Origin of the sequence: Paenibacillus pedocola, assembly GCF_031599675.1 — a bacterium.
Lineage (GTDB): Bacteria > Bacillota > Bacilli > Paenibacillales > Paenibacillaceae > Paenibacillus_AQ > Paenibacillus_AQ pedocola.
The window spans coordinates 6,275,364-6,299,216 of record NZ_CP134223.1 but is presented as its reverse complement, the minus strand read 5'-3'; the positions used below and the strand labels follow the sequence as shown (position 1 = coordinate 6,299,216).

At 53.6% G+C, this 23,853-nt stretch carries 24 protein-coding genes; 16 read left to right on the top strand and 8 right to left on the bottom strand.

Features of this window, described 5'->3' with window-relative positions; translation table 11 throughout:
* The first annotated feature begins 49 nt into the window (after positions 1–49).
* The 5 genes from QU597_RS27940 (at position 50) to QU597_RS27920 (ending at position 6,045) form a co-directional block, all read left to right on the top strand.
* Positions 50–2,038, top strand: coding sequence for an FAD-dependent oxidoreductase (locus tag QU597_RS27940; RefSeq protein WP_310830728.1), 1,989 nt, complete (start codon positions 50–52; stop codon positions 2,036–2,038).
* A gap of 273 nt (positions 2,039–2,311) precedes the next feature.
* Positions 2,312–3,085 carry a class I SAM-dependent methyltransferase gene (locus tag QU597_RS27935; protein WP_310830727.1) on the top strand — a complete coding sequence of 258 codons (774 nt, stop codon included), beginning with the start codon at positions 2,312–2,314 and terminating at the stop codon, positions 3,083–3,085.
* Between the two features lie 179 nt (positions 3,086–3,264).
* Positions 3,265–4,680 carry a hypothetical protein gene (locus tag QU597_RS27930; protein ID WP_310830726.1) on the top strand — a complete coding sequence of 472 codons (1,416 nt, stop codon included), beginning with the start codon at positions 3,265–3,267 and terminating at the stop codon, positions 4,678–4,680.
* A gap of 92 nt (positions 4,681–4,772) precedes the next feature.
* Positions 4,773–5,054 carry a hypothetical protein gene (locus tag QU597_RS27925; RefSeq protein WP_054942473.1) on the top strand — a complete coding sequence of 94 codons (282 nt, stop codon included), beginning with the start codon at positions 4,773–4,775 and terminating at the stop codon, positions 5,052–5,054.
* A gap of 148 nt (positions 5,055–5,202) precedes the next feature.
* A complete protein-coding gene (locus QU597_RS27920) occupies positions 5,203–6,045 on the top strand; it encodes an EcsC family protein (RefSeq protein ID WP_310830725.1) in 843 nt (280 codons plus the stop codon).
* Positions 6,046–6,072: 27 nt separating this feature from the next.
* Here the strand turns inward: QU597_RS27920 and QU597_RS27915 are convergent, their stop codons facing one another.
* Positions 6,073–6,384, bottom strand: coding sequence for a putative quinol monooxygenase (locus QU597_RS27915; protein ID WP_310830724.1), 312 nt, complete (start codon positions 6,382–6,384; stop codon positions 6,073–6,075).
* 118 nt (positions 6,385–6,502) lie between these two features.
* Positions 6,503–7,855 carry a GH1 family beta-glucosidase gene (locus QU597_RS27910; protein WP_310830723.1) on the bottom strand — a complete coding sequence of 451 codons (1,353 nt, stop codon included), beginning with the start codon at positions 7,853–7,855 and terminating at the stop codon, positions 6,503–6,505.
* Positions 7,856–8,098: 243 nt separating this feature from the next.
* Here QU597_RS27910 and QU597_RS27905 point away from each other — a divergent pair, with 243 nt between their 5' ends.
* The 8 genes from QU597_RS27905 to QU597_RS27870 all read left to right on the top strand — a co-directional run bounded on the left by QU597_RS27905 (position 8,099) and on the right by QU597_RS27870 (position 15,585).
* The gene (locus QU597_RS27905; protein ID WP_310830722.1) at positions 8,099–9,286 is read left to right on the top strand and encodes a nitric oxide synthase oxygenase; all 1,188 of its coding nucleotides are present in this window, start codon (positions 8,099–8,101) and stop codon (positions 9,284–9,286) included.
* Between the two features lie 177 nt (positions 9,287–9,463).
* Positions 9,464–10,024: a TetR/AcrR family transcriptional regulator gene (locus QU597_RS27900; RefSeq protein ID WP_310830721.1), complete on the top strand. Its 561-nt coding sequence runs from the start codon at positions 9,464–9,466 to the stop codon at positions 10,022–10,024.
* Between the two features lie 262 nt (positions 10,025–10,286).
* Complete coding sequence (locus tag QU597_RS27895) at positions 10,287–11,267, top strand: NAD-dependent epimerase/dehydratase family protein (RefSeq protein WP_310830720.1); 981 nt, start codon at positions 10,287–10,289, stop codon at positions 11,265–11,267.
* Between the two features lie 102 nt (positions 11,268–11,369).
* A complete protein-coding gene (locus QU597_RS27890) occupies positions 11,370–11,726 on the top strand; it encodes a nucleotide excision repair endonuclease (protein WP_310830719.1) in 357 nt (118 codons plus the stop codon).
* A 225-nt stretch (positions 11,727–11,951) separates the two neighbouring features.
* Positions 11,952–12,674 (top strand): hypothetical protein, encoded by a 723-nt coding sequence (locus QU597_RS27885; protein WP_310830718.1) that lies wholly within the window; start codon positions 11,952–11,954, stop codon positions 12,672–12,674.
* Between the two features lie 5 nt (positions 12,675–12,679).
* Positions 12,680–13,957, top strand: coding sequence for a polysaccharide deacetylase family protein (locus QU597_RS27880; protein ID WP_310830717.1), 1,278 nt, complete (start codon positions 12,680–12,682; stop codon positions 13,955–13,957).
* A 168-nt stretch (positions 13,958–14,125) separates the two neighbouring features.
* Complete coding sequence (gene rlmN, locus QU597_RS27875) at positions 14,126–15,208, top strand: dual-specificity RNA methyltransferase RlmN (RefSeq protein WP_310830716.1); 1,083 nt, start codon at positions 14,126–14,128, stop codon at positions 15,206–15,208.
* 89 nt (positions 15,209–15,297) lie between these two features.
* Positions 15,298–15,585, top strand: a complete 288-nt coding sequence (locus tag QU597_RS27870) for a DUF6509 family protein (protein ID WP_236336655.1) — start codon at positions 15,298–15,300, stop codon at positions 15,583–15,585.
* A gap of 161 nt (positions 15,586–15,746) precedes the next feature.
* Here the strand turns inward: QU597_RS27870 and QU597_RS27865 are convergent, their stop codons facing one another.
* The 3 genes from QU597_RS27865 to QU597_RS27855 form a co-directional block, all read right to left on the bottom strand.
* A complete protein-coding gene (locus QU597_RS27865) occupies positions 15,747–16,496 on the bottom strand; it encodes an esterase family protein (protein WP_310830715.1) in 750 nt (249 codons plus the stop codon).
* A gap of 13 nt (positions 16,497–16,509) precedes the next feature.
* A complete protein-coding gene (locus QU597_RS27860; RefSeq protein WP_310830714.1) occupies positions 16,510–17,598 on the bottom strand; it encodes an ATP-grasp domain-containing protein in 1,089 nt (362 codons plus the stop codon).
* A gap of 191 nt (positions 17,599–17,789) precedes the next feature.
* Positions 17,790–18,230 carry a MarR family winged helix-turn-helix transcriptional regulator gene (locus QU597_RS27855; RefSeq protein WP_310830713.1) on the bottom strand — a complete coding sequence of 147 codons (441 nt, stop codon included), beginning with the start codon at positions 18,228–18,230 and terminating at the stop codon, positions 17,790–17,792.
* Positions 18,231–18,403: 173 nt separating this feature from the next.
* Between QU597_RS27855 and QU597_RS27850 the strand changes: the two genes are divergently transcribed.
* The gene (locus tag QU597_RS27850; protein WP_310830712.1) at positions 18,404–19,894 is read left to right on the top strand and encodes an MDR family MFS transporter; all 1,491 of its coding nucleotides are present in this window, start codon (positions 18,404–18,406) and stop codon (positions 19,892–19,894) included.
* A gap of 103 nt (positions 19,895–19,997) precedes the next feature.
* On the top strand, positions 19,998–20,477 hold the full coding sequence (gene greA, locus QU597_RS27845; protein WP_206102467.1) for a transcription elongation factor GreA: 480 nt from the start codon (positions 19,998–20,000) through the stop codon (positions 20,475–20,477).
* A gap of 62 nt (positions 20,478–20,539) precedes the next feature.
* Here greA and QU597_RS27840 read toward each other — a convergent pair whose 3' ends face one another.
* Together QU597_RS27840 and QU597_RS27835 are read right to left on the bottom strand one after the other, a co-directional pair.
* Positions 20,540–21,259, bottom strand: coding sequence for an SDR family oxidoreductase (locus tag QU597_RS27840; protein WP_310830711.1), 720 nt, complete (start codon positions 21,257–21,259; stop codon positions 20,540–20,542).
* A 196-nt stretch (positions 21,260–21,455) separates the two neighbouring features.
* A complete protein-coding gene (locus QU597_RS27835; protein WP_310830710.1) occupies positions 21,456–21,794 on the bottom strand; it encodes a winged helix-turn-helix transcriptional regulator in 339 nt (112 codons plus the stop codon).
* 178 nt (positions 21,795–21,972) lie between these two features.
* Between QU597_RS27835 and QU597_RS27830 the strand changes: the two genes are divergently transcribed.
* On the top strand, positions 21,973–22,902 hold the full coding sequence (locus QU597_RS27830; RefSeq protein ID WP_310830709.1) for an AEC family transporter: 930 nt from the start codon (positions 21,973–21,975) through the stop codon (positions 22,900–22,902).
* Between the two features lie 67 nt (positions 22,903–22,969).
* Here QU597_RS27830 and QU597_RS27825 read toward each other — a convergent pair whose 3' ends face one another.
* On the bottom strand, positions 22,970–23,824 hold the full coding sequence (locus tag QU597_RS27825) for an aldo/keto reductase (RefSeq protein WP_310830708.1): 855 nt from the start codon (positions 23,822–23,824) through the stop codon (positions 22,970–22,972).
* Between the last annotated feature and the right edge of the window lie 29 nt (positions 23,825–23,853).

Here is a 23,853-nt window from a genome sequence, read left to right as displayed (position 1 = left end):
CCACAGCAGAGAAAACGGTCAGCCACTAACCACATGGGGGGAAATAGAAGTGCATAAGCAAACCATTTCTAGAATGTTCATTTTGTCGCTATGTCTCGTTATGATCCTGGCTGTCATCAGCGGCTGCAGCGGCAACTCCGCTGAACCGGCGGCTTCAGAGCAGCCATCGGCGTCACCTGAAGCCACGCAGGGGGCGGCGGACAGCAGCGAGATACCGGCTTCTTTTAAAGCGGGAACCTACCAGGCGGAGGCCGACGGCAAGGACGGCAAAATCCGGGTAGAGGTTACACTGGATGCCGCGCAGACCATTACGGATATCAAGGTCGTCAGCCAGAGTGAAACGGCAGGCATCGGCGTGGAGGCCATGAATAAGATTAAGGACGAAATTATTGCCGGCCAGACTCTTGCGGTCGATGCGGTCAGCGGTGCTTCCGAGTCCAGCAATGCCGTTCTGGCTGCGGTAGAAGATGCCCTTAAGCAGGCAGGCAGCAACGTAGAGGCGTTCAAATCACGTGAAGTCGCCAAGGCGGGCGAAGGTAAAACGGAACAGCTCTCGGCTGATGTTGTCGTCGTGGGCGCAGGAGCATCCGGCGTGTCGGCGGCTGTATCGGCTGCAGATAAAGGCGCAAAGGTTATCATTATTGAGAAAACCGCTACCATCGGCGGAGCAAGCAATCTGTCCTGGGCAGGTAAATTCTATAATTCCTCAGCTGCAGTCAGCAGCGGGCTTAAAATCAGCGTCGAGAAGGAAATCTCCGACTGGATCGCCAATAACCACTGGCGGGTGGATGCGGCGGCTATCCGCCAGTATGTGACGAAATCCGGAGATACCTATGACTGGCTGGCCAAAAAGGGTTATCCGACGACCTTCATTAATTTCGCCGGAGAACAGCTGCATATGCTGCCGGCTTATGATACGCGACAAGGATTGCTGCGGGCAATGCTGGCGGAATCGGTGGAAAAAGGCGGCGGACAGGTCATTACCGAAACCACGGCCAAGAAGCTGATTACAGGCGCAAACGGAGAGGTAACCGGAGTAGTGGCTGAGAAGGCGGACGGTACAACCCTCGAAATTACAGGTAAAAGCATTGTGATGGCAACCGGCGGTTATGCCGCCAACAAAGAAATGGTCAAAGAAGCCTTCGGCTTCGAAGGTGTAAACGGCGGACTCGGCCAGAATATCGGGGAAGGCCTGCAGATGTCCTGGGATGCCGGCGCGAAGGTTCCTGATAATTTCGGCGGACAGATGCTGCACCAGACCCTGGCCAGATCCACAGAGAAGCTGAAAGCCCAGTATGAGCCGTTTGAGGCCAGCTATCCGCTGATGACCACCTACCTGCCTAACTTCATGAACGTCGGCCCTTCCGGGGCGAGATTCAGAGATGAAGCGGCGACACTTACAGCTGTAGCAGCGGCCAATACCAGTGCTTTTAACGGAGCTTATCATCTGGTTATTGTCTCACAATCACAAATCGATGCGCTTAAGGCAAAAGGAATGAAAGGGGTAAAAGCACCTGCCCTGCCGGGAATGCCGCCGGAATTCTATGCTGCATTTGCCGATCAGTTTACGCTCGACAACCCTTGGAAGGATGCGGATAAAGTGTTCGAATCCATGGTAGCTAACGGGGACGGTTACAAAGGCAATACCATTGAAGAATTGGCGCAAAATGCCGGCATGGATGCGGCTGTATTCACTGAGGCTTTCACTAAATATCAGGAAGCGGCTAAGACCGGTGTGGATACCGAGTTCGGCAAAGCTAAGGAATATCTGCTTCCGATGGGTGAAAGCGGACCTTATTACGCGGTGATCGCAGAGATCAACAATCTCGGTTCGGTCGGCGGATTACTCGTCAACACTAAGTTCCAGGTGCTGAATGACAAGCGGGTGCCAATCAAGGGCCTGTACGCTGTCGGTCTGGAATCGGAAGGCGTATTGTTTAATGATACTTATGTCGGCAACGGTGTCGGCATCGGCTACTCCTTCACCTCCGGGCGTCTCGGCGGCGAGGATGCGGCGGCGGGTGCTTTGGCTAAATAACATTTACGCTGTGGTAATAAGGAGTATGGGAGGGGGGGCCGTCAGGCTTCCCCTTTGCTCTGCCGCTATGCTACTATAAAAAGGTAATTAAGATTCCCTAAAAGCGAGGGCTATAATCATGGTGATTTCACGAGGTAACTGCCCGGTGCGGCCAGACTAATCTGATAACAGGATAGTGCCGGGCGTTTCGAAATGAATAGGTTATCAGGTAAGATCTCAGCTGCACCTTATCCGCAGAGCGTTGGGCAATACACATGCGAGAGGGGTATAGTTATGGGAACAGGTGATTTGAGCAGCGAATGGAAGCACAGCTGGCTGCAGGAGGAACGGCGTTCCTTCAAGGGATGGGATTTCTCTGCATTATCCGGGCGGATGGAGGATGATGGTCTGCCGTGGGATTATGAAGCAGCAGTTAGAACATATATGAACAACAATGAGGGCGCCCTGCTCGATATGGGGACAGGCGGCGGTGAATTTCTCCTGTCGCTCTCGCCTCCGCCGGGAAGGACGTACGCTACAGAGGCGTATCCGCCCAATGTGGAACTTTGCAGGGAGCTGTTCCCGCCGCACGGAATCGAGCTGAGACAGGTGTTTAGCGATGATTCCCTACCGTTTGATGACAACAGCATTGATCTGATCATAAACCGGCATGAGGCATTCTCCATTCAGGAGGTAAAGCGGATATTGAAGCCTGGAGGGGTCTTTGTTACCCAGCAAGTGGGCGGACGGAACAACCGGGCCTTATCGGAGTTTCTGCTCGGGGGCGAAGCCGCACCGGTCGATGAAGCCTTCAACGCGGAGCAGGTCAGTGATGAGCTGCGGAGCAGCGGCTTTACGATTGTTCAGTCGGCCGAAGCCTTTCCCTTGCTGAAGTTCAAGGATGTAGGGGCACTGGTGTACTTTGCAAAGATTATTGAATGGGAGTTCCCCGGCTTCTCGGTGGAGAAGTGTTATGACCGGCTGTGCCTGCTGCAGGAGCAGCTTGCCAAGACAGGTTATATCGGGAGTACTGAGCACAGGTTTTTTATTATCGCTATAAAAGCTTAACAGAAACCGCCACTCCGGCTTGCCGGGGTGGTTTTTTGCTATCTGCTGCTCCAGCCATACCGCTTTTTATGAGGCTGACGAATACTGTCATTTCCCGCCGGACTCCGCGAACAAACGCCTAACCCGATGCATAGCATATAGCACCATCTTGCTATAAAGGAAAGGAGGCGCTATCTATAATGGACATCCATTTAGGTGCGATCCACTATGTATATCTGGTGTTTATTGTGTTCATCCTGGCGCTGCTGATCCGGCGGCGTGACACGACCATGATCTGTGTGGCCGGGATCTTCGCCCTGGGGCTGCTGGCTACAGAAACGCTTAGCGGTTCGGTGTCGGGGATCTTCAACTCCTTTGTCTACGCGACCAAAGAGCTGCTGGGCACCATTATGATTATCTCCATCATTGTGGCGATGAGCCGGATTCTGATTATCACAGGCATCAATGAGGCGATGGTCGCTCCGCTTACCCGCTTCCTGCGCACCCCGGCGATGGCCTACTGGGGCATCGGGCTGATTATGATGGTGACCTCATTCTTCTTCTGGCCTTCGCCTGCAGTTGCGCTGGTCGGTGCCGTGCTGCTGCCGGTGGCGCTGCGGGTCGGCCTGCCCGCGCTTGGCGCGGCGATGGCAATGAACCTGTTCGGCCACGGCATCGCATTATCCGGTGATTATATTATCCAGGGAGCTCCGAAGCTGACGGCGGATGCCGCCGGCCTTCCGGTATCCAGTGTGATGGAGGCGAGTATCCCGCTGGTTATTGTTATGGGCCTGGTGACTACAGTCGCCGCCTTCTGGATGATGCGCAGGGATCAGAAGAACGGGACCTGGAGAGACGGACTCGTGTCCTTCAAAGGCGGAGCAGGCCCGCTTACGGCAGCTGAGGCGGAGGATACAGCCCCGGTGTTCATGAGCGCAAATCTTAGAAAAGGGCTGGCGATTGCCATCCCGCTGCTGTTCTTGCTGGACTTAGTGGGGATGTTCGCCCTTGACCTGCAGGGCGGTGATGCCACGGCACTTATCGGCGGAACGGCCGTATTCATTCTGATTGTCATCACGCTGCTCGCACACCGCAACCAGGGGCTGGAGAAGGTCACTTCCTACCTGATCGAAGGATTCGTGTTTGGCTTCAAAGTATTCGGTCCGGTGATTCCGATTGCCGCCTTCTTTTATCTCGGCGATTCCGCCTTTACCGAACTGTACGGCAGCACGCTGCCGGCCGGCTCCCACGGCATCGTCAACGACCTGGGCGTCGCCCTGGCGGACCATGTGCCGCTTAACGGCGCGGTAGGAGCCGTAACGCTGACGGTGATCGGGGCGATCACTGGTCTCGACGGCTCCGGCTTCTCGGGCATCTCGCTGGCCGGCTCGATTGCCCAGATGTTTGCGGCGGCGATTCACTCCGGCGCCGCAACGCTGACTGCCCTTGGCCAGGTGACCGCCATCTGGGTTGGCGGCGGCACACTGATTCCGTGGGCACTCATTCCAGCTGCCGCCATTTGCGGCGTCAGCCCGTTCGAACTAGCCCGGCGCAATCTGAAGCCGGTCCTGCTGGGCCTCGCAGCGATGACAGTGGTCGCCATGTTCCTGGTATAGAATTCTCCTGCCGGAGCTGCGGTGCATAAGAAATGCTCTCCCTATCCATGCTAAAGGGGAACGAAAGCGTGAGAAGGGGGAGTGTTCTTAGTATGAAACATTATGAATCCAGTCTGCGCACGAATAGTACAGTGGATCAGGCGCAGGACTCGGTAACGAAGCTGCATAATGCTGTATCCCAGGCGCTGAGCCATCCGAACGAGCAGACCCTTACCCAGGCAGAGAATAGTCTGGAGCATGCTGAAGAAGCTGTACGGCATGCCCCGGAGGGTTCGGTCGGCAGACACGGTGTGGAGCTGACTGAAGAACGGCTGGCTGACGAAAAAGAAAGATTGGCCGGGCTGCAAGAGCAAGCATACCGGTTCGAAGACTAGGCAAGTCATAGACAGCAGGGTCTCGGCATTTCCGGCAATGGCCGGGAATGCCTTTTTCCTGTGGTTAAATCCTGAGCTAAACGCAGACAACCGCATTCAAACCGCCCGTATCGGGTTATAGAAGTAAGAGATATAAGGAGGCGATTATATGCTGGAACCGGCGGAACCATCCGCACATCTGGAAACACGGGAGGAGCTGCAGGCTGCGCTTGCCGGAATTGCCAAGTGGGAAAAGGAACAGAATAAGCTGATGATCTGGGACCGGATCACCCGCCTGCCGTTCAAACTGCTCGACAAGGTCACCCCGAAGGTGATTCACGAGAAGGTGGGCAAGCTGCTGGACGAGCTGGGCAGCTATATTCAGAATGGGGGCAACTATCTGGTGGCCGGCCGCAAGGTGGGGCTGCTGATGGAAGCTGCAAGCAAGGCTGCGGGAGCCCCGGAGAAAGGTCCGTTCCCGCTGGCTGTTATGGATGCCGCTGCACAGAAGCTTAGTCAGAGCAGCCGCAATGTTGCAACGGCGCAAGGAGCGACGACCGGCTTTGGCGGTGTGTTCACGCTCGCCGCCGATATTCCTGCTGTTCTGGGCCTGTCGCTGAAGGTCATTCAGGAGATCGGGTTATGCTACGGATATAATCCTACAGAGAAAGCCGAGCGGATCTTTACAGTGAAGGTGATGCAGTTTGCTTCTTCCGACATCGTGGGTAAGCAGACCATTCTCCGAGAGCTGAATTTGCAGGCCGGAGGCGACGGTGATATTACAGCCGGATCAAACACCGCCGTCTCCTCCATCCAGGGCTGGCGCGAGGTCATTACCGTCTACCGTGACAACTGGGGCTGGAAGAAGCTGCTGCAGACCGTTCCGGTGGCAGGGATGTTTTTCGGCGCATTCATCAACCGCCAGGCGCTGGAGGATGTGGCGGATGCCGCGCAGATGCTCTACCGCAAACGGAGAATCATTGCCCGGCTGGCCGAATTGGACAGCGAATAGCCAGGCCAGCCAGGGGTAATTCCGGCTTTAGCCGAATACCAGCCCTTTACCGCCTACCGGCTTGATCTTCGTCGACTCAACACCGGCAATCAGCGGCATGGCGCGCCGGATCGCAGCCTGGGTGTCTTCAAGGGTGAGTGAGGCTGCATGGGCCTCAGGGCTGCCCCAAACCTCTGTTACCCAGAGGATATCGGGCTCAGTATCAGAGATATTGATAATGTACAGCTCACATTCGTCTATAGCCTCGGCAGCAGCTGCACTTTCCAGCAGAATGGCCGCCAGGGCATCGCGCTGGCCCGGTTTGGCGGTGAATTTCGCATACATTCCGAATTTACTCATGGTTCACGCTCCTAAGTTTCCAGTTTCTATGTCAGGATGATAAAGGCGGATTCCAGGCAGGCTATCCAAGAGCGATGCCGCGGAACCCGCTTTTTTTTTGACTATATATGCGCCTTCATTATCTGCTCTCGATTTCCAGCCAGTTTTTGCGGATCAGCTTCTGGTACCAGTAATAGCTTTCCTTTGGCGTCCGTTTTTGTGTACGGAAATCGACATGCACCAGCCCGAAGCGGCAGGAGTAGCCGAATGCCCATTCGAAGTTGTCCATCAGCGACCAGGTCAGATACCCTTTAACGTTGACACCGGAGTCGATGGCCCGGCCCAGCTCGGTAATATGGCTCTGCAAAAAGCGGATTCTCCGCTCATCCGGCACCCGTCCGTCAATCACCTCGTCATTGTAACAGGCGCCATTTTCGGTAATATAGATCGGCAGCGGGCCGCACAGCTCTTTTAGCCAGTTTAAGGTCAAATACAGCCCTTCCGGGAAAATAAACCAGCCCTTGTCGGATTTGTCGTAGCCGATGTCCACATGCTCGAGGTCCAGATAGTTATTCCCCGCTTTGTGCCGCACGATGTTTCCGCCGTAGAAATTCAGGCCCAGGAAATCAAGCTTTTGCGAAATAACCTCCATATCCCCTGCTTCAATCACCGGTTCAGCGCCTTTGGTCTTGAACCATTCCGCCATGGCTTCGGGATATTTGCCGGTAAAGACCGGCGTCACGAACCAGGTATAGATGGAAAAAGCACGGTAGGCCGCATCCACATCCTCCTGTTTCTGCGAGAACGGCTCGTACCAGTAAATGTCCGGCGCATAGCCGATGACTCCTGCCGTCCCCAGTTCACGGAACTTGCGTACCGTCGCGCCGTGCGCTACCAGCACATGATGAGCGACCTGGATGGCTGACTGCCAGCTCTGAATGCCCGGTGCATGTCTGCCCAGCAGATGGCCGTTAATGGCGATGCACCATGGCTCGTTGAACGTGATCCAGTGCTTGATCAAGCCGTCAAATTCCCGGAACATGGTTTCGGCAAACTGCACAAAAGCATCGATGGTTTTCCGGTTCTCCCAGCCGCCCTGCTCCTGCAGCGCCTGCGGCAGCTCCCAGTGGTAGAGCGTGCAGAAGGGCTCAATGCCGTTATCGAGCAGCGCTGTGACGAGTTTTTTGTAATACGCTATCCCTTTCGGATTCACTTCACCGCTGCCAGTCGGATAAATGCGCGGCCAGGAGACGGAGAAGCGGTAGGCTTTGACACCCAGCTCCTTCATCAGCCGGATATCCTCCTCGTAGCGCTCATAGCTGTCGCAGGCCACGCTGGCATCATCGCCGTTATAAATACGGCCGGGGATGGCGGCGAGCTCGTCCCATATGCTTGGCCCGCGGCCATCCTTGTCCAGGGACCCTTCAATCTGATAGGCAGAGGTGGAGACCCCCCAGACAAAATCTTCAGGAAACTGAATAATCGTACTCACTGCAAATTCCTCCTATACTGGGCTTCTGAGCTGGTCTCTTCCCTATTTTGACAGGAAGACTCAAGGTTCTATATTCAACAGCTGCTCTGTCTTTTCCTTGATCGCGGTGGCATTTGTAGTGAATAAAAGATAAGGTCCGGGTGCCGCCCGTCCAGATTCTTGCGTAATCCGGCAGGAGTTACTATGATTGAGCTATTGACGAGCAGCATCTTGGTGACACGCATTTTACAGGGAGTGGGCCATATGGAGAGCAGAAATGACGGAGTGCTGAACGGAGAAGAATTAATAGAGCAGGCGGAAGCATTCCTCCGGTTATGTTACAGGGAGCTGGGGAAATCTGAGGCTGAGCTTATTGACCGCAGCGAGGCTGTGCGTGAGGAAATCAGGCGGTGTGGTACCTACAGCCATACAGCAGAAGAGCTGGCTCATGGCGCCAAAATGGCCTGGCGGCATAACAGCCGCTGCATCGGACGCTTGTTCTGGCACACACTGGAGGTTATTGATGCCCGCGGGGCTGAAACCGCGGAGCAGGTGGCCGAAGCGCTGTTCAGTCATCTGAAGCGGGCCGCTAACGGCGGGCGCATCCGCCCGGTGATGACCGTGTTCCAAAGTGGTGATGATCCGGCCAAGGTGATCCGCATCTGGAATCACCAGCTGATCCGCTATGCCGGTTATCCCGGAGATGGAGAGCACCCCCGCTGCGGCGATCCTGCCTCCGATGCCTTCACTGTAGTCTGCCGTAGGCTCGGCTGGCAGGGCAAGGGCGGTGACTTCGATGTACTGCCGCTGGTGATCAGCATCGGGGAAGCCCTGCCGCGCTGGTTCAGGATTCCGGAGGAACTGGTGCAGGAAGTTCCGCTCAGCCATCCGGACATTGAACGGTTCGGCGAGCTTCAGCTGCGCTGGTATTCCGTTCCGGTTGTTTCGGACATGCTTCTGGAGATCGGCGGCATCCGCTATCCGGCCGCTCCCTTTAATGGCTGGTATATGGAGACGGAGATCGGCTCCCGCAATCTGGGCGATGCCGGCCGCTATAACCGCCTGCCGATGGTGGCCGATTTGCTCGGACTGGACCGTTCGACCAACACTTCGCTGTGGAAGGACCGGGCGCTGCTGGAGCTGAACCGCGCCGTGCTGCATTCCTTCAAGCAGGCAGGGGTCAGCATTGTTGACCATCATACGGCGGCCGACCAATTCGTCCGGTTTCAGGAACAGGAGCAGCAGCAGGGCCGGGAGGTATCCGGCAAATGGCATTGGCTGATTCCGCCCATGTCGCCGTCCTCTACACCGATTTGGAATGACAATAAGCTCCGGGAGCTTAACCTCAGCCCGCGCCTGATTTATCAGAAGCCGGCTTTTGTTGGCTTGATGGAAGAGACGAAGGACGCTGTTCCGGAAGAGCTGACGTGTCCCTTCCATCATCAGAAGTGACAGGTGCGGAGCATGTTTTGCATACGTCTAAAGGTTAGAATGCAGGGGTGGCGGTGCCGCCCTTTTTTGCGGAATCTTAAATTGAGGGTTGATTATTGAAATGGCACGGGGTATACTTCAATCAAGAAAGTGATTGATCAATAACCAATCGAAATAACAGGAACAGGAGGCAGAGACATGACAGGCGGACAGTCAGGCACGCCCCGGCTCAAGACGGCAGAAGCAACCAGCGTGAACCGGCGGGAGCAGATTTTAGAGGCGGCGGTTGTAGTTTTTGCGGAACATGGATATTTCCGGGCGACGACGGCGCAGGTGGCAGAGAAGGTGGGGATTTCCCAGCCTTATATCTTCAAGCTGTTCAAGAACAAGGAGGAGCTGTTTGTGGCGGCGCTGGACCGGGCTTTTGAACGGATTATCCGCAGTTTTCAGAGTGTTACGGCTTCGCCAGGAGAACTGCTTAATGAAACCATCCGTGTGTATGAGCAGCTGATGGAGACACATCCGAGTGAGATTGTACTGCAGGTGCAGGCCTTCGGCATTCGCGATGAGGCAATCCGCCAGGCGGTGCAGAAAGGCATGCAGGAGGTAATCCGTCTGGTCGAAGGAAAGTTTATAGCAGCGGGAATAGCGAATCCCGAAGTGGAAGTAAGCACCTTTATGGCCAACGGCATGCTCTGCAATATCGCGATGGTGCTGGAAATGCCTTCGCTTAAGCCGAAGCATTTGAAGCTGGACTAGTAGGGCCCTGCGCAGCGGGGAGCAATCAGTTATTCTTGAATTTCAGGGTGTAAGGCCCTGAAGCATGATTTAAATAGTGATTAATCAATAACAAAAAACTGATGACACAAACGGCTTATACTAACAGCAGGCAGCAGAATAACAGGCAGCAGAATAGCGGGCGGCCAAAACAGGTTACATTTTCATTTATAGTTATTGATCAGTCACTAACAATTTCGATTCCATTAAGAAGCAAATAAAACAACTTTAAAATCAGGAGGTAATGAACATGTTAAACAAAGCGGTTGTACTGGGTGCTACGGGTGGAACAGGAACGGTTATTATAGCGGAGCTGCTGAAAAGAGGCGTCGAAACGGTTGCATTCGGGCGGTCTATGCCTAAGCTTACGCAGCTTGCAGCGGGGCTGGGGAATCCGGCGGGTCTAACGTTGAAGACCGGGGATGTATTTAATGCTGATGACGTGTTCAAGGCCGCACAGGGGGCGGATGTTATTTTCCACAGCGCTTCGGTACCTTATCATGAAATGAGCACTAAGCTGCTGCCGATGGGAATCGCTGTGATGGAGGCGGCGAACAGGCTGGGTACGCGGGTTGTGGCCGTGGACGGGATTTATCCTTATGGCAGAAGAGTGGATGAGCAGCCGGTTCATGAAGATCATCCGAAGAATCCGCACACGAAAAAGGGCAAGGTTAAGCTCGAATTCGAACGGATGTTTTTCAGCCCGCGCTGGAGCAAGGCCAAGGGACTTATAGTCCGGCTGCCTGATTATTATGGTCCGACCGCCAATGAGGCGTCCTACCTGGGTTCAACGCTGGAGGCGATTGCCGCCGGCAAGCCGGCGATGTTCATCGGCAATATGACGGTAGCCCGGGAATATGTGTATCTGCCGGATGCCGCGGTAATGATCGTGGAGCTGGCGGGACGGGAGGAAGCCTACGGACAGAACTGGAACATTCCCGGGGCAGGCGTCATTTCGGGCAAAGAGATCGTCCGTCTCGCCCGGGAGGCCAGCGGCAAGTCCAAGCCGGTTATTCCCGTAGGCGCAGCCGGATTATCCCTGCTGGGATTATTCCTCCCCGTGATGAAAGAGATCGTGGAGATGCTCTATCTGACGAAGGAGCCGCTTGTCCTAAGCGGGGATAAATATAAGCAGCTCGCCGGCAAAATCCCGGCCACGCCGTTTGAGCAGGGCATTCGGGATACCATCCGCTCGATTATGGACCGGCAGGCGAAATCTTTGTGAACCGAGGACTAAAAACAACCTTTCCGGCGGAAGATAGAAATAGTCAGGCCCTTTGATCTGTGATACTATTTATTTCTATATATAAGAGGGAAGTGAGCACGAATGATCAGCATTACAATTCCTGCACCGGATGTAACCATATTCAAACAGGAGAACCCTGTACTAAGCCATATTTACGGGTTTACGGACTTCCACCTGATCACACGGGAAGCCGGCGGCATCTTCATGTTCTACAATGATCAGGATGAGCTGCTGTTTGTGGGCAAAGCCAGAAAGCTTAGACCCCGGATCAAAAAGCATTTTGAAGATACTGTATCGGTAATGAAGGGGCACCGCGATGAGGTCACCAAGATTGAAGTCTGCATCGTCGAAGATCCGGTAGACCGGGAGATTTATGAAACATACATCGTGAACAAGCTCAAGGCGAAATACAATGTTGAGAAAGTACTGTATAAATAAGCTGTTGATGCATAAGCGTAGTCCTTTGGGGCTGCGCTTTTTGCTGTGTTTGGGTTCATAAGTCGTTCCAAAGACTTGGGTACTCCTTCCTTAACAGATAAAATGGGCCTTAGGATATATTTAGCAAAGTTAGACATTAAGGCTCACTTATACACCGGGCAAATCATCTATAATAATCTCGTATATGCTCGACATTTTTTGACATTATAATGAGGTGATTTATAGATGGCTGCTCCTTTTTTCAAGAAAAGAGATGCGGTGGATAAAACGCTGAGGCCGGGCATGGTTCCAAAGATGCAAGTGGAGGAAGCCCCTCCGGAAGACCTGGACAGCTACGAGAAGAGTGAGAGTCCGGCCAGCCTGATCTCTACAGGCAAGGCGCAGCTGGACAAGAAATCGCTCGATCTGATCTTTGCCGTGGAGCAGATGATTCAGGCCAGAGCGCATACCGAGACCAATAATCATGAGCTGCAGGACCGGCTGACCCATTCCAGCGGACATGTGGAGCGGCTGAATAAGGATCTGAAGAACCTGAATAAGGTGATTGAAGACCGGGAAAAGAACATTATGGAGCTTGAGCACAAGCTGGTGGAGAGGAATCTTAAGGTCGACCAGGTGCTTGAGGACTACCGCGAGCTTCATGCGTCCTTGTCAGGCGAAATGGATGAACTAAAGAGCACGATTGATCTGGAGCAGCAAAAGTACGCCAATCTGGTGCAAAAGCATGACGAGGCCCACGCGGAAAAGCTGAAAAAGATGAACGAGCTGGAAGAAAAGATCGGAAGGCTGGAAACGGAAAACAGCCATTTAAGACAGAAGTACGAAACGGTCCGGCAGGAGAAAGCCTACCTCTCCAGCATGATCAGTGATTTCACGAACCGGATGACGGTTCCTTTTGGCGGCAGCATGCCCGCTGCAGAGCGCAATGAAGGAAACGGGGACACCTAGAGCCTATGCCGGTTCATGACATAAGCGCCACTCTGATGGTTGAGCTGCTGTCGCTTGAGCACAGGCAGGATGGCTGTCAGATGGAGGTAGGTCTAACCCGCGGCGGCGGATTACATAAGAGACAGATTATTAGCATCGATGAATATACATACCTGCAACTCCTTGCTTTAGGCCCTTTTGAAGGGCAGAGAGTACGGCTGTCGCTTTACACGAAGTGGGACCCGTTTCGCCGGACCCATTTCAGCACTCTGGTCAAAATGAACCGGACATTCAGCGAAACGCTGTATTTTGCCTGTTCGGAGAGCTATAAATCGCTGCTGTCCCAGCTTAAGCTGCCAGAAGAAGCGCCTTCCGCCGAAACAGCCCCGCAAGCGGCTGAAGTGACTGTTCCGGCAGCACCTCCACGGCACAAGCGCGAACGGACAGCGCTGTGGAGCCGGCCCATCCTCCTGCGGGGCCTCGTGTTCAGCCTTCTGCTGGCGGTGTTCCTCCTGCGTATGGATGGCGAAGTGGAGCTGTTTACGAACAGTGTGGAAGCGAAGCAGGATGTCTCCGTGGAAGCGGCTGGACCGGGGGCGGAGGAGCGTGCACCAGCTGCTTATATCCCGGATGTCCGGCTGGCTGCTCTCCAGAGCGGACAAACGGAGGCGGCGCCGATACCTGTGGAGCCGCCTGAACAGCCGGAGCTGTCCTATGAGGCGATTGAGCTTACCGGAGACAGCTATGAGTACAGCCTGCCGGAAGGCTATGTCGCTTTATCCTTCGATGACGGCCCGTCGCGCTACACCGAACAGCTCGTAGATATTCTTGTGAAGGAAGGCGTAGCGGCGAATTTTCTGTTCATCGGGCAGAATGTCAGCCGTTACCCCGGAGCGGTCCGTTATGCGGATCAGCATGGGATGCCGGTCGGCAACCATTCCTGGGACCACAGCGATCTGACGGTGAACAGTGCAGAAGAGAACCGGGATAATCTGGCCCGGGCGAACCGGTCACTGGAGCAGCTGATTACCGGCCCGGTCACGATCTTCCGTCCTCCATATGGAGCGGTGAACCGGCAGCTGGCGGAAGAGGCCGGCAGACAGCATCTAAAGGTGCTGCTCTGGAACCGTGACCCGGAGGACTGGAAGGCGGACAGCCCGGAGAAGATCGTGGAATATTTCCATGACACCGATCCTTCCGGCGGCATTTATCTGCTGCATGAGAAGAGCATTACGGTTCAAGTGCTACCCGAAATTATTGCTTACCTAAAGGAAAAAGGGCTGAAATTCGCCATTTTCAAATAACATCAACAGGAAGAGCGCACTCTTGGCCGGGGTGCGCTTTTTGTGTGTTGGCAATGAAATTGTCATATACCGGGGCCGCAGGCGGTAATTCCCCTTGTTTTAATAAAATAAATTTGAGAGAATGAGTACTATAGACCGAACTTTAATGTTTTGAAAAGAGGATAAATAATGAATAAACAATCCATTTATGGATTAACCCTGGAGCAACTGGCGTCATGGCTGCTGGAGCACGGGCATAAGAAGTCACGCGCCTCACAGGTATGGGAGTTTCTGTACCGCAAGCGGGTCAACGGCTTTGAAGATATGTCGGAGATGAATCAGGACTGCGTCCGGCTGCTGTCGGAGCATTTTGTGTTTCATACGATGGAAGAGCATGTGAAGCAGGAATCGGCCGACGGCACGATTAAGTTCCTGTTCCGCCTGAATGACGGCAACCTGATTGAAACCGTACTGATGCGCCAGAAGTATGGCCTGTCCGTCTGCGTGACTACTCAGGTCGGCTGTAATATTGGCTGCAGCTTCTGTGCCAGCGGGCTTTTGGCTAAGAGCCGTGACCTGTCGAGCGGAGAAATTGTGGAGCAGATTATGAAGGTCCAGCAGCATCTGGATCAGGCCGGGCTTGGACAGCGGGTCAGCCATGTCGTGGTAATGGGTATCGGCGAGCCGTTCGATAATTTTACGCACCTGCTGAACTTCCTGACCACGATCAAGGATCATAAGGGGCTGGCGATTGCCGGCAAAGGCATCACCGTCTCCACGAGCGGTCTGGCCGACAAAATCAGAGAATTCGCCGATGCCAATATGCAGGTGAACCTGGCGATTTCATTACATGCGCCGAATAATGAGCTGCGGACCCGGATCATGAAGATCAACCGCGCGATTCCTATAGAGAAATTAATGCCGGCTATTGATTACTATCTGGAGAAGACGAACCGGCGGATTACGCTGGAGTATATTCTGCTGAAGGATATCAATGACCGCCAGGAGCATGCCCTGGAGCTGGCCGAACTGATCGGCAGCCGCCGGCAGCTTGTGAATGTGAATCTGATTCCTTACAACCCGGTGGATGAGCACAGCCAATACCAGCGGACGGAGCGGGAGACGGTACGGGCCTTTTTTGACACCTTGAAGAAGCAGGGCGTCAGCGTAAGTACCCGGCTGGAGCATGGTGTGGATATCGACGCCGCCTGCGGCCAGCTGCGCAGCAAGCAGATCAGAAAGACCAAAGCGGATACAGCGGTGGTGGGGTAAGCTAAGGTCGCCCTGCCCGGGCATCATTGCCGGTTCCTGATTTTGTGATACAATAGCTTGGCAGAGATTCAGGAAAAGAGGAATGCGCAGTGCTGACATTTACGAGTTACACCGTTGAGAATATTAAAGACCCTTTTGGTATTCTGAGCGGCAAGCGATATGAGTTCGTCGTCAATCTGGATGTGCCGGAAGAGGACGAGCTATACGAAGAGAACGGCGTATCTGCCCGGGCAGTGATCAAAGTCGAAGAGGGAGACGTTAAGGTAGTCTCCTGCGATCTGCTGGAAACGACGACCGGCAAGCTGCTGGAGTTCGATCTGGAAGAGGACGAGGAAGCTGAGCTGGCTCAGTTCTGCAAAGAGCATTTGCCGGAATAACGGAACACAAGAAAGCCCCGGGCATATAGCCCGGGGCTTTTTGGAAATATAAGAATTTATATGTTTTACGCTATAATTTATCCTTCTATTTTTCGCAGAAACGGATACCGTCCCTAATAGGACGGCGAAGCCGTTTCTTCTTGCTGCAGCGATAGCGAATATCAGAGGCAGCTGCTGACATAATAATGAATCTGCTTATTCCACCAGGGCCAGTCATGGTTCACATCATGGCCCCAATAGTCGATCCTTGCAGGGATGCCTTTGCGCTGCAGCAGGTCCTGGAGCAGACGGGTCTCATGAAGCATCTCGTCTTCGTAAGCTCCTTGTCCGACACAGAGGATGATATTGCTGCTGCGGTATTGACCCAGGTAATGCTCATCACTCAGACCGGGCAGGTAATGGAGCGGAGAATTGAAGTAGACGTTCTCGCTCATATAGTCGCCGAAGAAATAATAGGTGGAGTAGACGCCACTCAGGGCAATTAAGGTATCGAAAAAGTGCGGATAACGGAAAAAGAAGCTGGCGCTGTAATACGCGCCCATGGAGCAGCCGGAAATGATGATTTTCTGGTCGTCCCCGCCATTGTTCCATTTGCTCTCGCCCAGAATGCCTGGAATCAGCTCTTGCGTAATATACTTGTCGTACTGCTCATGCCGGATGGCCTTGTCCTCATGGTTCCAGTGGGAGGAGAAAAAGGTCTCCTCATCGATGCTGTCACAGGCCCAGATCTGCAGCTTCCCGGCTTCGATAAATCCGGAGAGCGTTTCGATCATCCCGGAATCCTCGTACTGATAGAATCTGCCGAGCGAGGTGGGGAAGACAAGCATCGGTTTGCCGGCGTGGCCGTATACTTTATACTCCATGTCCCTCTGCAGGTGACGGCTGTATTCCTTGCGGTAGCTTGTCTTCATCCGTTAACACATCCTATCCCTCTTCTTGTTGTATATACCTTACCATTTCCCTGACATCCTCTAAGGATGGAGAACGGAACTGATAGGCGCTGTTGCCCATCGCTCTGCTGAATACCTCTTCTATCTCGGCGTAATTCACAATCTTCGCGCCGTAGGTGCGGTAAATGTCTTCATGGCTGTGCGTGTAATGCTTGTGCTGCTTGCGGCTGGCATAGCCGGTATAATATTTGCCTTCATACGGGCCGCCGACTTCATTATGTGCGATCATGCCCGCCCATTCTTTATACACATCGATATCATATGAGAAGTTAATGGCATCGGTCATCCACGCACCGGGCGGACGCATATTCACCTCAAGTGCGATGATCCGGCCATCCTTATTGGACTTGAACAGCTCGATATGGAAGAACCGCTCCCGGATGTCAAAAGCCTTCAGGATACTCCGTCCGGCCTCCTCGACCTCAGGACTGATCTCCTTCAGACAGAAATAGTAAAGATGGTTATCGGTGTTGACCACTTCCATGACGCTGTTCTCGAACAGATGGCTGACGGCAAACCGCACTTCCCCGTTAATATCCACCAGCCCGTCATATGTGAGAATCACCCCGTCAATGAATTCCTCAATAATGAAGGAGACCTCCGCAGGCTTCGTATCAAAAAAGTGCTGCAGCTCATCCTCATTGCTGATTTTGTAAGTATTGCTGGCTCCGGAACCGAGGTCCGGCTTCACCACCAGCGGGAATCCGGCACTGCGGATGAATTCATCTACACTGTCGCGGGTAGTTCCGGTAGAGAACTGAACGGTGCTTACACCGCTTTTGCGGAAAAACTCTTTCATCTTGGACTTCTGCTTCAGGTTAGCGACGAAATCGTTCTTCGTGCCGTAAATGTTGAAGTCGGTCCGGATATTCGCGTCCTGCTCCAGCCAGTATTCGTTCAGCGACTCGAAGCGGTCAATTTTGCCGTATTTATGTGTGAAATAGCCGACGGCCCGCAGAATCTCCTCATAATTCTCCAGATCAGACACTTTGTAATATTCCGTAAGCGCGAGCTGCAGCTTGTCCTCTAAATGGGCGTATTCGGCGTCACCAATCCCGAGCACGATGACCCCCTGGCGCTGCAGCTGGGTACAGAAATCAGCACTGTTCTTAGGGAAATGAGGGGAAAAGAAAACAAAGTTAATAGGGATCAGCCCCTTTGGCTAAAATGTAATTCCGAGTTGAACCGTATGATTAATTTAATCTAATCTACCAGCTGTATCTGCTTTCGTCAATCCTTTTAAGGGGAGTAATGCTACTCCGTCAGCTTACGGTTAAGTTTGGCCAGCAACGTGCGGAACGTTTGGCATTCCTCAGGTGACCACTCTTCGAAAATCTCCTCATACCGCTGCAGGCGGAGCCGCCGGGCATTAGCCAAGGTCTGCGCCCCAAACTCCGTAATCTGAAAATAGCTTGATCTCCCGTCCTGCGGATCAGGAATCCGCACGACATAGTCCTTGCTCTCCAGCACAGCGGTCTGTCTGCTGATGGTTGAGGTGTCCAGTCCGAGCTCTTCGGCCAGCGCCTTAACGCCGCTCTTATCGTGCCTGGAGAGATAATGGAGCAGGGTATAGGACGAGCGGTCCAGCCCGCCATGCTTCTTGTCCAGCGTGGAACGGCGTATCAGGGTCATCATCTCATTGTTAAGGGCATCAAGATTTTTTTCATCCATTGGATTATTCAGTCCTTTGTTCAATACTCTTCTCCATAGTATAAGTGAAAATACAGGCGCACGGTTAAAAATGGCCAGCTGTTTTGAAAGTGCCATGAAACAAGTCACATTGACTTTCAAATTGATAGTTGTATAATACACATATATTATTAATTGTATTATACACCTATTTGATATAGAAAGTTGAAGTGAACCCATTGAATCAGCAAAAGGCAAATGCTTCATCGTTCTGGCTTATTATACTGGCGATATTTTTCGGCAATTTTATGGCGATCCTGAGCACTACGACCATTAATGTAGCCTTTCCGGTATTCCTGAAGGACTTTCATGCGGAAATCAGCACCGTCCAGTGGATGATTACCGGTTATCTGCTGGCAACCGGAGTGGTTGCTCCGGTTGTCGGCTATTTTGGCGACAAGTGGAGCTACAAATATTTGTACGTGTTTGCGTTGTCGGGCTTTACCCTGTTCTCCGGACTGTGTACCGTATCCTGGAGCATTCATTCACTCATTACCTTCCGGATTCTCCAAGGGGTATTCGGGGGGCTGATTATTCCTACGACCATGACTATGATCTATCAGTTCATCGCCAAGGAGAAGCAGGCCTTTGCCATGAGCCTGTGGAGTCTTTCCTCCATGCTGGCCCCGGCATTCGGACCCACGCTGGGCGGCTGGCTGACCGGTTATTTCGGCTGGGAGTCCCTGTTCCTCATTAACCTGCCTATAGGGATTATAGCCATTGTAGTAGCCCTTAAATGCCTGCCCTTCCAGCGGAGCGCAGGAGAGTCCAGGAGCTTCGATCTGCCGGGCTTTGTAACGGTTATTCTCAGCAGTGCCTTCATTATTCTGGCCTTTAATAAAGGCAATGCCTGGGGCTGGGCCTCCTGGAAGACGCTCTCGCTGCTGGTTACCGGGTGCATCACCCTGGCTTATTTCATCCGCAGAGAGCTGTCCCTGAAGGAGCCGCTGCTGAACCTGACCGTCTTCCGGCAGAACCGCTTCACGTACAGCCTGATCATTAACTGCATCATCACCGTCGCCCTCTATTCAGGGACATTCCTGATTCCGGTATTCCTGCAGGATATCCAGCAGTCTACTCCGCTGAAGACCGCACTGGTGCTGCTGCCCGGTTCCATCGTCATGGCGGTATTGTCGCCCGTGGTCGGCAAGCTGTATTCCAAGGTCGGCCCGTTCTGGCTGATTCTCAGCGGTATTCTGCTGCTTAGCATTTCGACCTGGGAGCTCAGCCACATTACACTGGCTGCTACCCATACGTATATTGCTCTGCTGATGACGCTGCGCAATATAGGGATTGCCCTGGCCTTTATGCCGGTGACTAATGCGGGGATGTCTGCCGTGCCGAAACAGATCACCGGCCATGCCTCTTCCGTTACGAACTGGGTCCGCCAGGCGACGGGGGCACTATCCATCGCCGTGTTCAGCTCACTGCTGTCTTCGCGGTCCCTTGTGCATCTGAAGGAGCTGACGGGTGGATCGGCTTCTGCTGCCGGCTCCTTGCTGAAAGCACAAGGAATGACTATGAGTGTGCAGGACATTTTCCTCATTGCCACTGTGGTTGGCCTACTCGCCATTCCGCTGACCTTCCTGCTAAGAACTGGCGGAGGGCAGGGCGGAGCCTCCACAGCCGCAGTGAAATCTGCTTCCGCCAACCAGGAAGTGAATGTGTAAGGGATTGGTCGCCTCTGCAGTGTATTCTCCACTTATTGTTTCGCATGTTTAGGAAATATGGGGTAGAATACAATAAAGCAGGCAAAAATAGGAGTTGTGAAACATGTCCAATGAAGAAGTATTCTTGACCAAAGAAGGCTTGGCCAAGCTCGAGGAAGAGCTTAGGGAACTCAAGGAAGTAGGGCGCAAAGAGCTTGCGGCCCGGCTTAAGCTGGCGATCAGCTATGGGGACTTGAAGGAGAACAGTGAATATCACTCGGCCAAGGAAGACCAGTCATTCATGGAGACCCGCATCATGATTCTGGAGAAAATGCTGACCAAAGCCCAGATCGTCGATGCCAGCAGCATGGACCTGAGCGCAGTCAGCGTGGGCTCCATCGTGATTCTGAATGATGTGGAATACTCGGAAAGAATCGAATATAGAGTGGTGGGACCTGCTGAGGCCGATGTGCTGGATAACAAGATCTCATACGAAAGTCCGCTGGGCAAAGAGCTTATCGGTAAAAAAGTAGGCGACATTATCAGCGTTAATGCTCCAATGGGCGTCATTAAATATGAGCTGCTGGAGATCAAAGCCTTGTAATGAAAAATCCCTGTTCCCTGACTACATGCCGGGGGACGGGGATTTTTTCTAAATATATGGTCTTAAATCAGGCGGTGCCCGCCATCCGCATGCAGTACCGTGCCTGTTACAAAGCCGTTATGAATCAGATAAAGGACCGCTTCCGCCACATCCTCTGCTGTACCAATGCGCTGCACCGGCAGCTTGGCAGCCGTACTGCTGTAGAATGCGCTGCGGGCTGCTTCCGCCATTCCTGCGCGGGAAGGGGTATCGATAATGCCCGGGGAGACCACATTCACCCGCAGCGGAGCCAGCTCCAGAGCCAAGGTCTGTCCCAGATTGGCAACAGCGGCGTTCACCGCACCGAGCACTGATGAGCCTGACATGGACTTAAAGGCCACAATGCCTGAGAACAGGGTAATGGACCCCTGCGGGTTCAGCTTCGGCGCACCATACTTGGCGGCATAATACTGGCCCCAGAATTTATTCTCGAACAGCCCGCGCGCAGCACCCGTAGGCGTAGTCAGAAAAGCCCCGCCGCCCGTTTCCGCTGCGCTGACAACCAGATGATCGAAGACTCCGGTTTCCGCAAAAAAAGCCTGCACCTGCTCCTCATCCGTCACATCCAGCGTATAAGCGCTAACCTTAGCGTTGTCGCCGATGGCAGCCTTGGCCTGCTCCAGCTTCTGCCGGGAGCGGCTGGCAATGATAAGCTCCGCGCCTTGGGATGCAGCGCGTTTTGCCGTCTCCAGTCCAATCCCCGAGCTTCCGCCGATAATGACTATCTTTTGTCCTGTTAACATAATAATTCCTCCCCTAAAGATAAGTTTGTGCTGCTCTTTGAGGAGAGTATATTCTCATTACTTCCATTAGGGAAGTAGTTACCTTTTCGACATACAGTTTCCTAAAAGTTAGTTTTGTGCTGCCGCTGACGCGCGGACCAAAACTTTTTTTGGATAGAAGAATTTAGATATCTGAGTGGACGAAGAAGCTGTTTTCTTAAAGTGCCAGGCCGTATCTTTTGAGCTCGATAAAAATTCCTTCCAGCTGTATACCTTTGGGGGTCAGCGTATATTCCACGCGCGGCGGAACCTCGGGATACACCGTCCGTTCAACGATGCCATGGTTCTCCAGCTCACGGAGCCGCAGCGACAGTGTCTTCGGGCTGATCCCCTCCAGCGATTTCAGCAGATCACTGAACCGCAGGGTGCCTTCAATCAGCAGGTCGCGGATAATCAGAAAGGTCCACTTGGTGCCGATGACATCAAGTGTCTTGGCGATGGGGCAGGGCTCGCCCGGTACACCTTTGGTCAAAACGACAGGCTCTTGTCCGTTCATATTCATTCAGCCTCCTTCTGGAAACGATGTTTTTGTCTATCATAGCACAATACTATCTTACGGGAAGTAATGTGCTGCCATAGGCATTGTCTATCAAGCATATTGTTTCCATATCTTAGACGGCTCCTGTTTACGGAGGTATAGTAGGGATTAACTATAGAACAGAGGAGTCCTGGCCGTGATTCAGACTGTGTTGTCGACTTTAGTAGAGGTCATTGTGCCGCTGTCCATTCCCGTCACTGCCGGTGCGCTGCTGGGCCGTTACAAGAATTTAGATACTAAGCCGTTGCTGACGCTTTATTTGTATTTTTTGAGCCCGGCGATCATTCTGGATACGCTGGCTAAGGCTGAGATTTCCCTTGATGATGTTTATAAGACGCTTGCCTTTGCACTGCTGAACCTGCTGTTCTTATGGATCGTGGCGGTACTTCTCGGCCGGATCCTGAGACTGGCTCCGCCGGAAGCAGCCGGACTGACCCTGATTTCCACCTTTACCAACAGCGTGAATTACGGGCTGCCGCTTGTACTGCTGGCCTTCGGCCAGCTGGGGCTCGACAAGGCATCCGTTTATGTCATCGCCCAGATGGTCATCGTCAATACGATCGGCGTATATTTCGCCGCCAGATCGCAGTTTAATGTCCGCAGCGCCGTGAAATCGGTGTTCGCCCTGCCGGCCATCTACGCGGCGATTGCGGCTTTTCTGCTGCGGGCGCTCGGCCTGCAGCTGCCGCATGAGCTGGCCACAGGAGTGTCCATGGTGGCCGGGGCGTATTCGCCGGTGGTCCTGGCAATCCTCGGTGCCCAGATGGTCAAGGTCAAGGCCGCCCACACGGAGCGCAATGTGCAGCTCGCCTTCTGGACGGGTCTGACCGTCCGCCTGCTGCTGGCTCCGCTGATCGCCTTGCTCGTTCTGCTCCTGCTGAATATAACCGGCACGCTGTTCTCGGTGCTGCTTATCCTGGCTTCCATGCCGGTCGCTGTTAATTCCGTCGTGCTGGCTGAACGCTTCGGCAGCTCGCCTTCGCTGGTCTCGCGCTGTATAGTCTGGACCACGCTGGCTTCCTTCCTTGTATTGCCGGTGCTGATTGCCGCGGTAGGTAGCGTCTGACCGGCTTACAGGCAGTACGACAAACAAAGCCCCTCCTTCTCACTGAGAAAGAGGGGCTTTCTGCGCATCAGAAATTGAAATTGTCCGGGTCCGGACCGACCCGCTGATCGCGGTTCAGCCCGTCAATCCGGGCCATATCCTCAGCGCTCAGGACAAAATCAAAGATGGCGGCATTTTCGGTAATCCGCTGTTCCCTGGTCGACTTCGGAATCGTCACAATGCCATGCTGCAAATCCCAGCGCAGGATGACCTGGGCAACCGATTTGCCGTATCCGGCAGCAATCTCCTGCAGGTCAGGCTGATCCAGCAGCCCGCCCTGCATCAGCGGCGACCAGGCTTCGATCTGAATGCCCTGCTCCCTGCAGAAGGTTCGCAGTGCCTGCTGGGGCAGGTAGGGATGAAGCTCGACCTGGTTGACCATCGGCCGTATTTCGGCATCCCTCAGCAGATCCTCCAAATGATGAATCTGAAAATTGCTGACTCCGATCGCTTTTACGCGGCCTGCTTTATAGAGTGTTTCGAGTGCTCTCCAGGCTTCCTTATATTTGCCCTCCACCGGCCAATGAATGAGGTATAGATCGAGATAGTCCAGGCCAAGCTTCTCCAGGCTGGCTTCATAGGCGGCAATGGTCGCTTCATAGCCGAGGTCGGCATTCCAGACCTTTGAGGTGATAAAGAGATCTTCCCGGGAGAGCTTGTTCTCGGCAATTGCTTCCGCCAATGCTTGCCCCACTCCCCGCTCATTCTCGTAGATAGCTGCAGTATCAATGCTGCGGTAGCCGTGGGCAATGGCTGATTTCACTGCCGCCACCAGCTCTGCGCCGTCAGCGACCTGGAATACCCCAAGGCCGAACCACGGCATATTCACTCCGTTCTGTAATGCTGTCCAATCTTGCAGATGCTGTGCTGTATGCTGTGTCATTATCCATAACCTCCGAAATGTAATTAGTG

What these genes read in the sequence shown, in the direction of transcription:
- QU597_RS27935 (WP_310830727.1), top strand. Translation starts at nt 2,312, where the DNA reads ATGGGAACAGGTGATTTGAGCAGCGAATGGAAGCACAGCTGGCTGCAG.
- QU597_RS27930 (WP_310830726.1), top strand. Translation starts at nt 3,265, where the DNA reads ATGGACATCCATTTAGGTGCGATCCACTATGTATATCTGGTGTTTATT.
- QU597_RS27925 (WP_054942473.1), top strand. Translation starts at nt 4,773, where the DNA reads ATGAAACATTATGAATCCAGTCTGCGCACGAATAGTACAGTGGATCAG.
- QU597_RS27920 (WP_310830725.1), top strand. Translation starts at nt 5,203, where the DNA reads ATGCTGGAACCGGCGGAACCATCCGCACATCTGGAAACACGGGAGGAG.
- QU597_RS27915 (WP_310830724.1), bottom strand. Translation starts at nt 6,384, where the DNA reads ATGAGTAAATTCGGAATGTATGCGAAATTCACCGCCAAACCGGGCCAG.
- QU597_RS27905 (WP_310830722.1), top strand. Translation starts at nt 8,099, where the DNA reads ATGGAGAGCAGAAATGACGGAGTGCTGAACGGAGAAGAATTAATAGAG.
- QU597_RS27900 (WP_310830721.1), top strand. Translation starts at nt 9,464, where the DNA reads ATGACAGGCGGACAGTCAGGCACGCCCCGGCTCAAGACGGCAGAAGCA.
- QU597_RS27895 (WP_310830720.1), top strand. Translation starts at nt 10,287, where the DNA reads ATGAACATGTTAAACAAAGCGGTTGTACTGGGTGCTACGGGTGGAACA.
- QU597_RS27890 (WP_310830719.1), top strand. Translation starts at nt 11,370, where the DNA reads ATGATCAGCATTACAATTCCTGCACCGGATGTAACCATATTCAAACAG.
- QU597_RS27885 (WP_310830718.1), top strand. Translation starts at nt 11,952, where the DNA reads ATGGCTGCTCCTTTTTTCAAGAAAAGAGATGCGGTGGATAAAACGCTG.
- QU597_RS27880 (WP_310830717.1), top strand. Translation starts at nt 12,680, where the DNA reads ATGCCGGTTCATGACATAAGCGCCACTCTGATGGTTGAGCTGCTGTCG.
- rlmN (WP_310830716.1), top strand. Translation starts at nt 14,126, where the DNA reads ATGAATAAACAATCCATTTATGGATTAACCCTGGAGCAACTGGCGTCA.
- QU597_RS27865 (WP_310830715.1), bottom strand. Translation starts at nt 16,496, where the DNA reads ATGAAGACAAGCTACCGCAAGGAATACAGCCGTCACCTGCAGAGGGAC.
- greA (WP_206102467.1), top strand. Translation starts at nt 19,998, where the DNA reads ATGTCCAATGAAGAAGTATTCTTGACCAAAGAAGGCTTGGCCAAGCTC.
- QU597_RS27840 (WP_310830711.1), bottom strand. Translation starts at nt 21,259, where the DNA reads ATGTTAACAGGACAAAAGATAGTCATTATCGGCGGAAGCTCGGGGATT.
- QU597_RS27835 (WP_310830710.1), bottom strand. Translation starts at nt 21,794, where the DNA reads ATGAACGGACAAGAGCCTGTCGTTTTGACCAAAGGTGTACCGGGCGAG.
- QU597_RS27825 (WP_310830708.1), bottom strand. Translation starts at nt 23,824, where the DNA reads ATGACACAGCATACAGCACAGCATCTGCAAGATTGGACAGCATTACAG.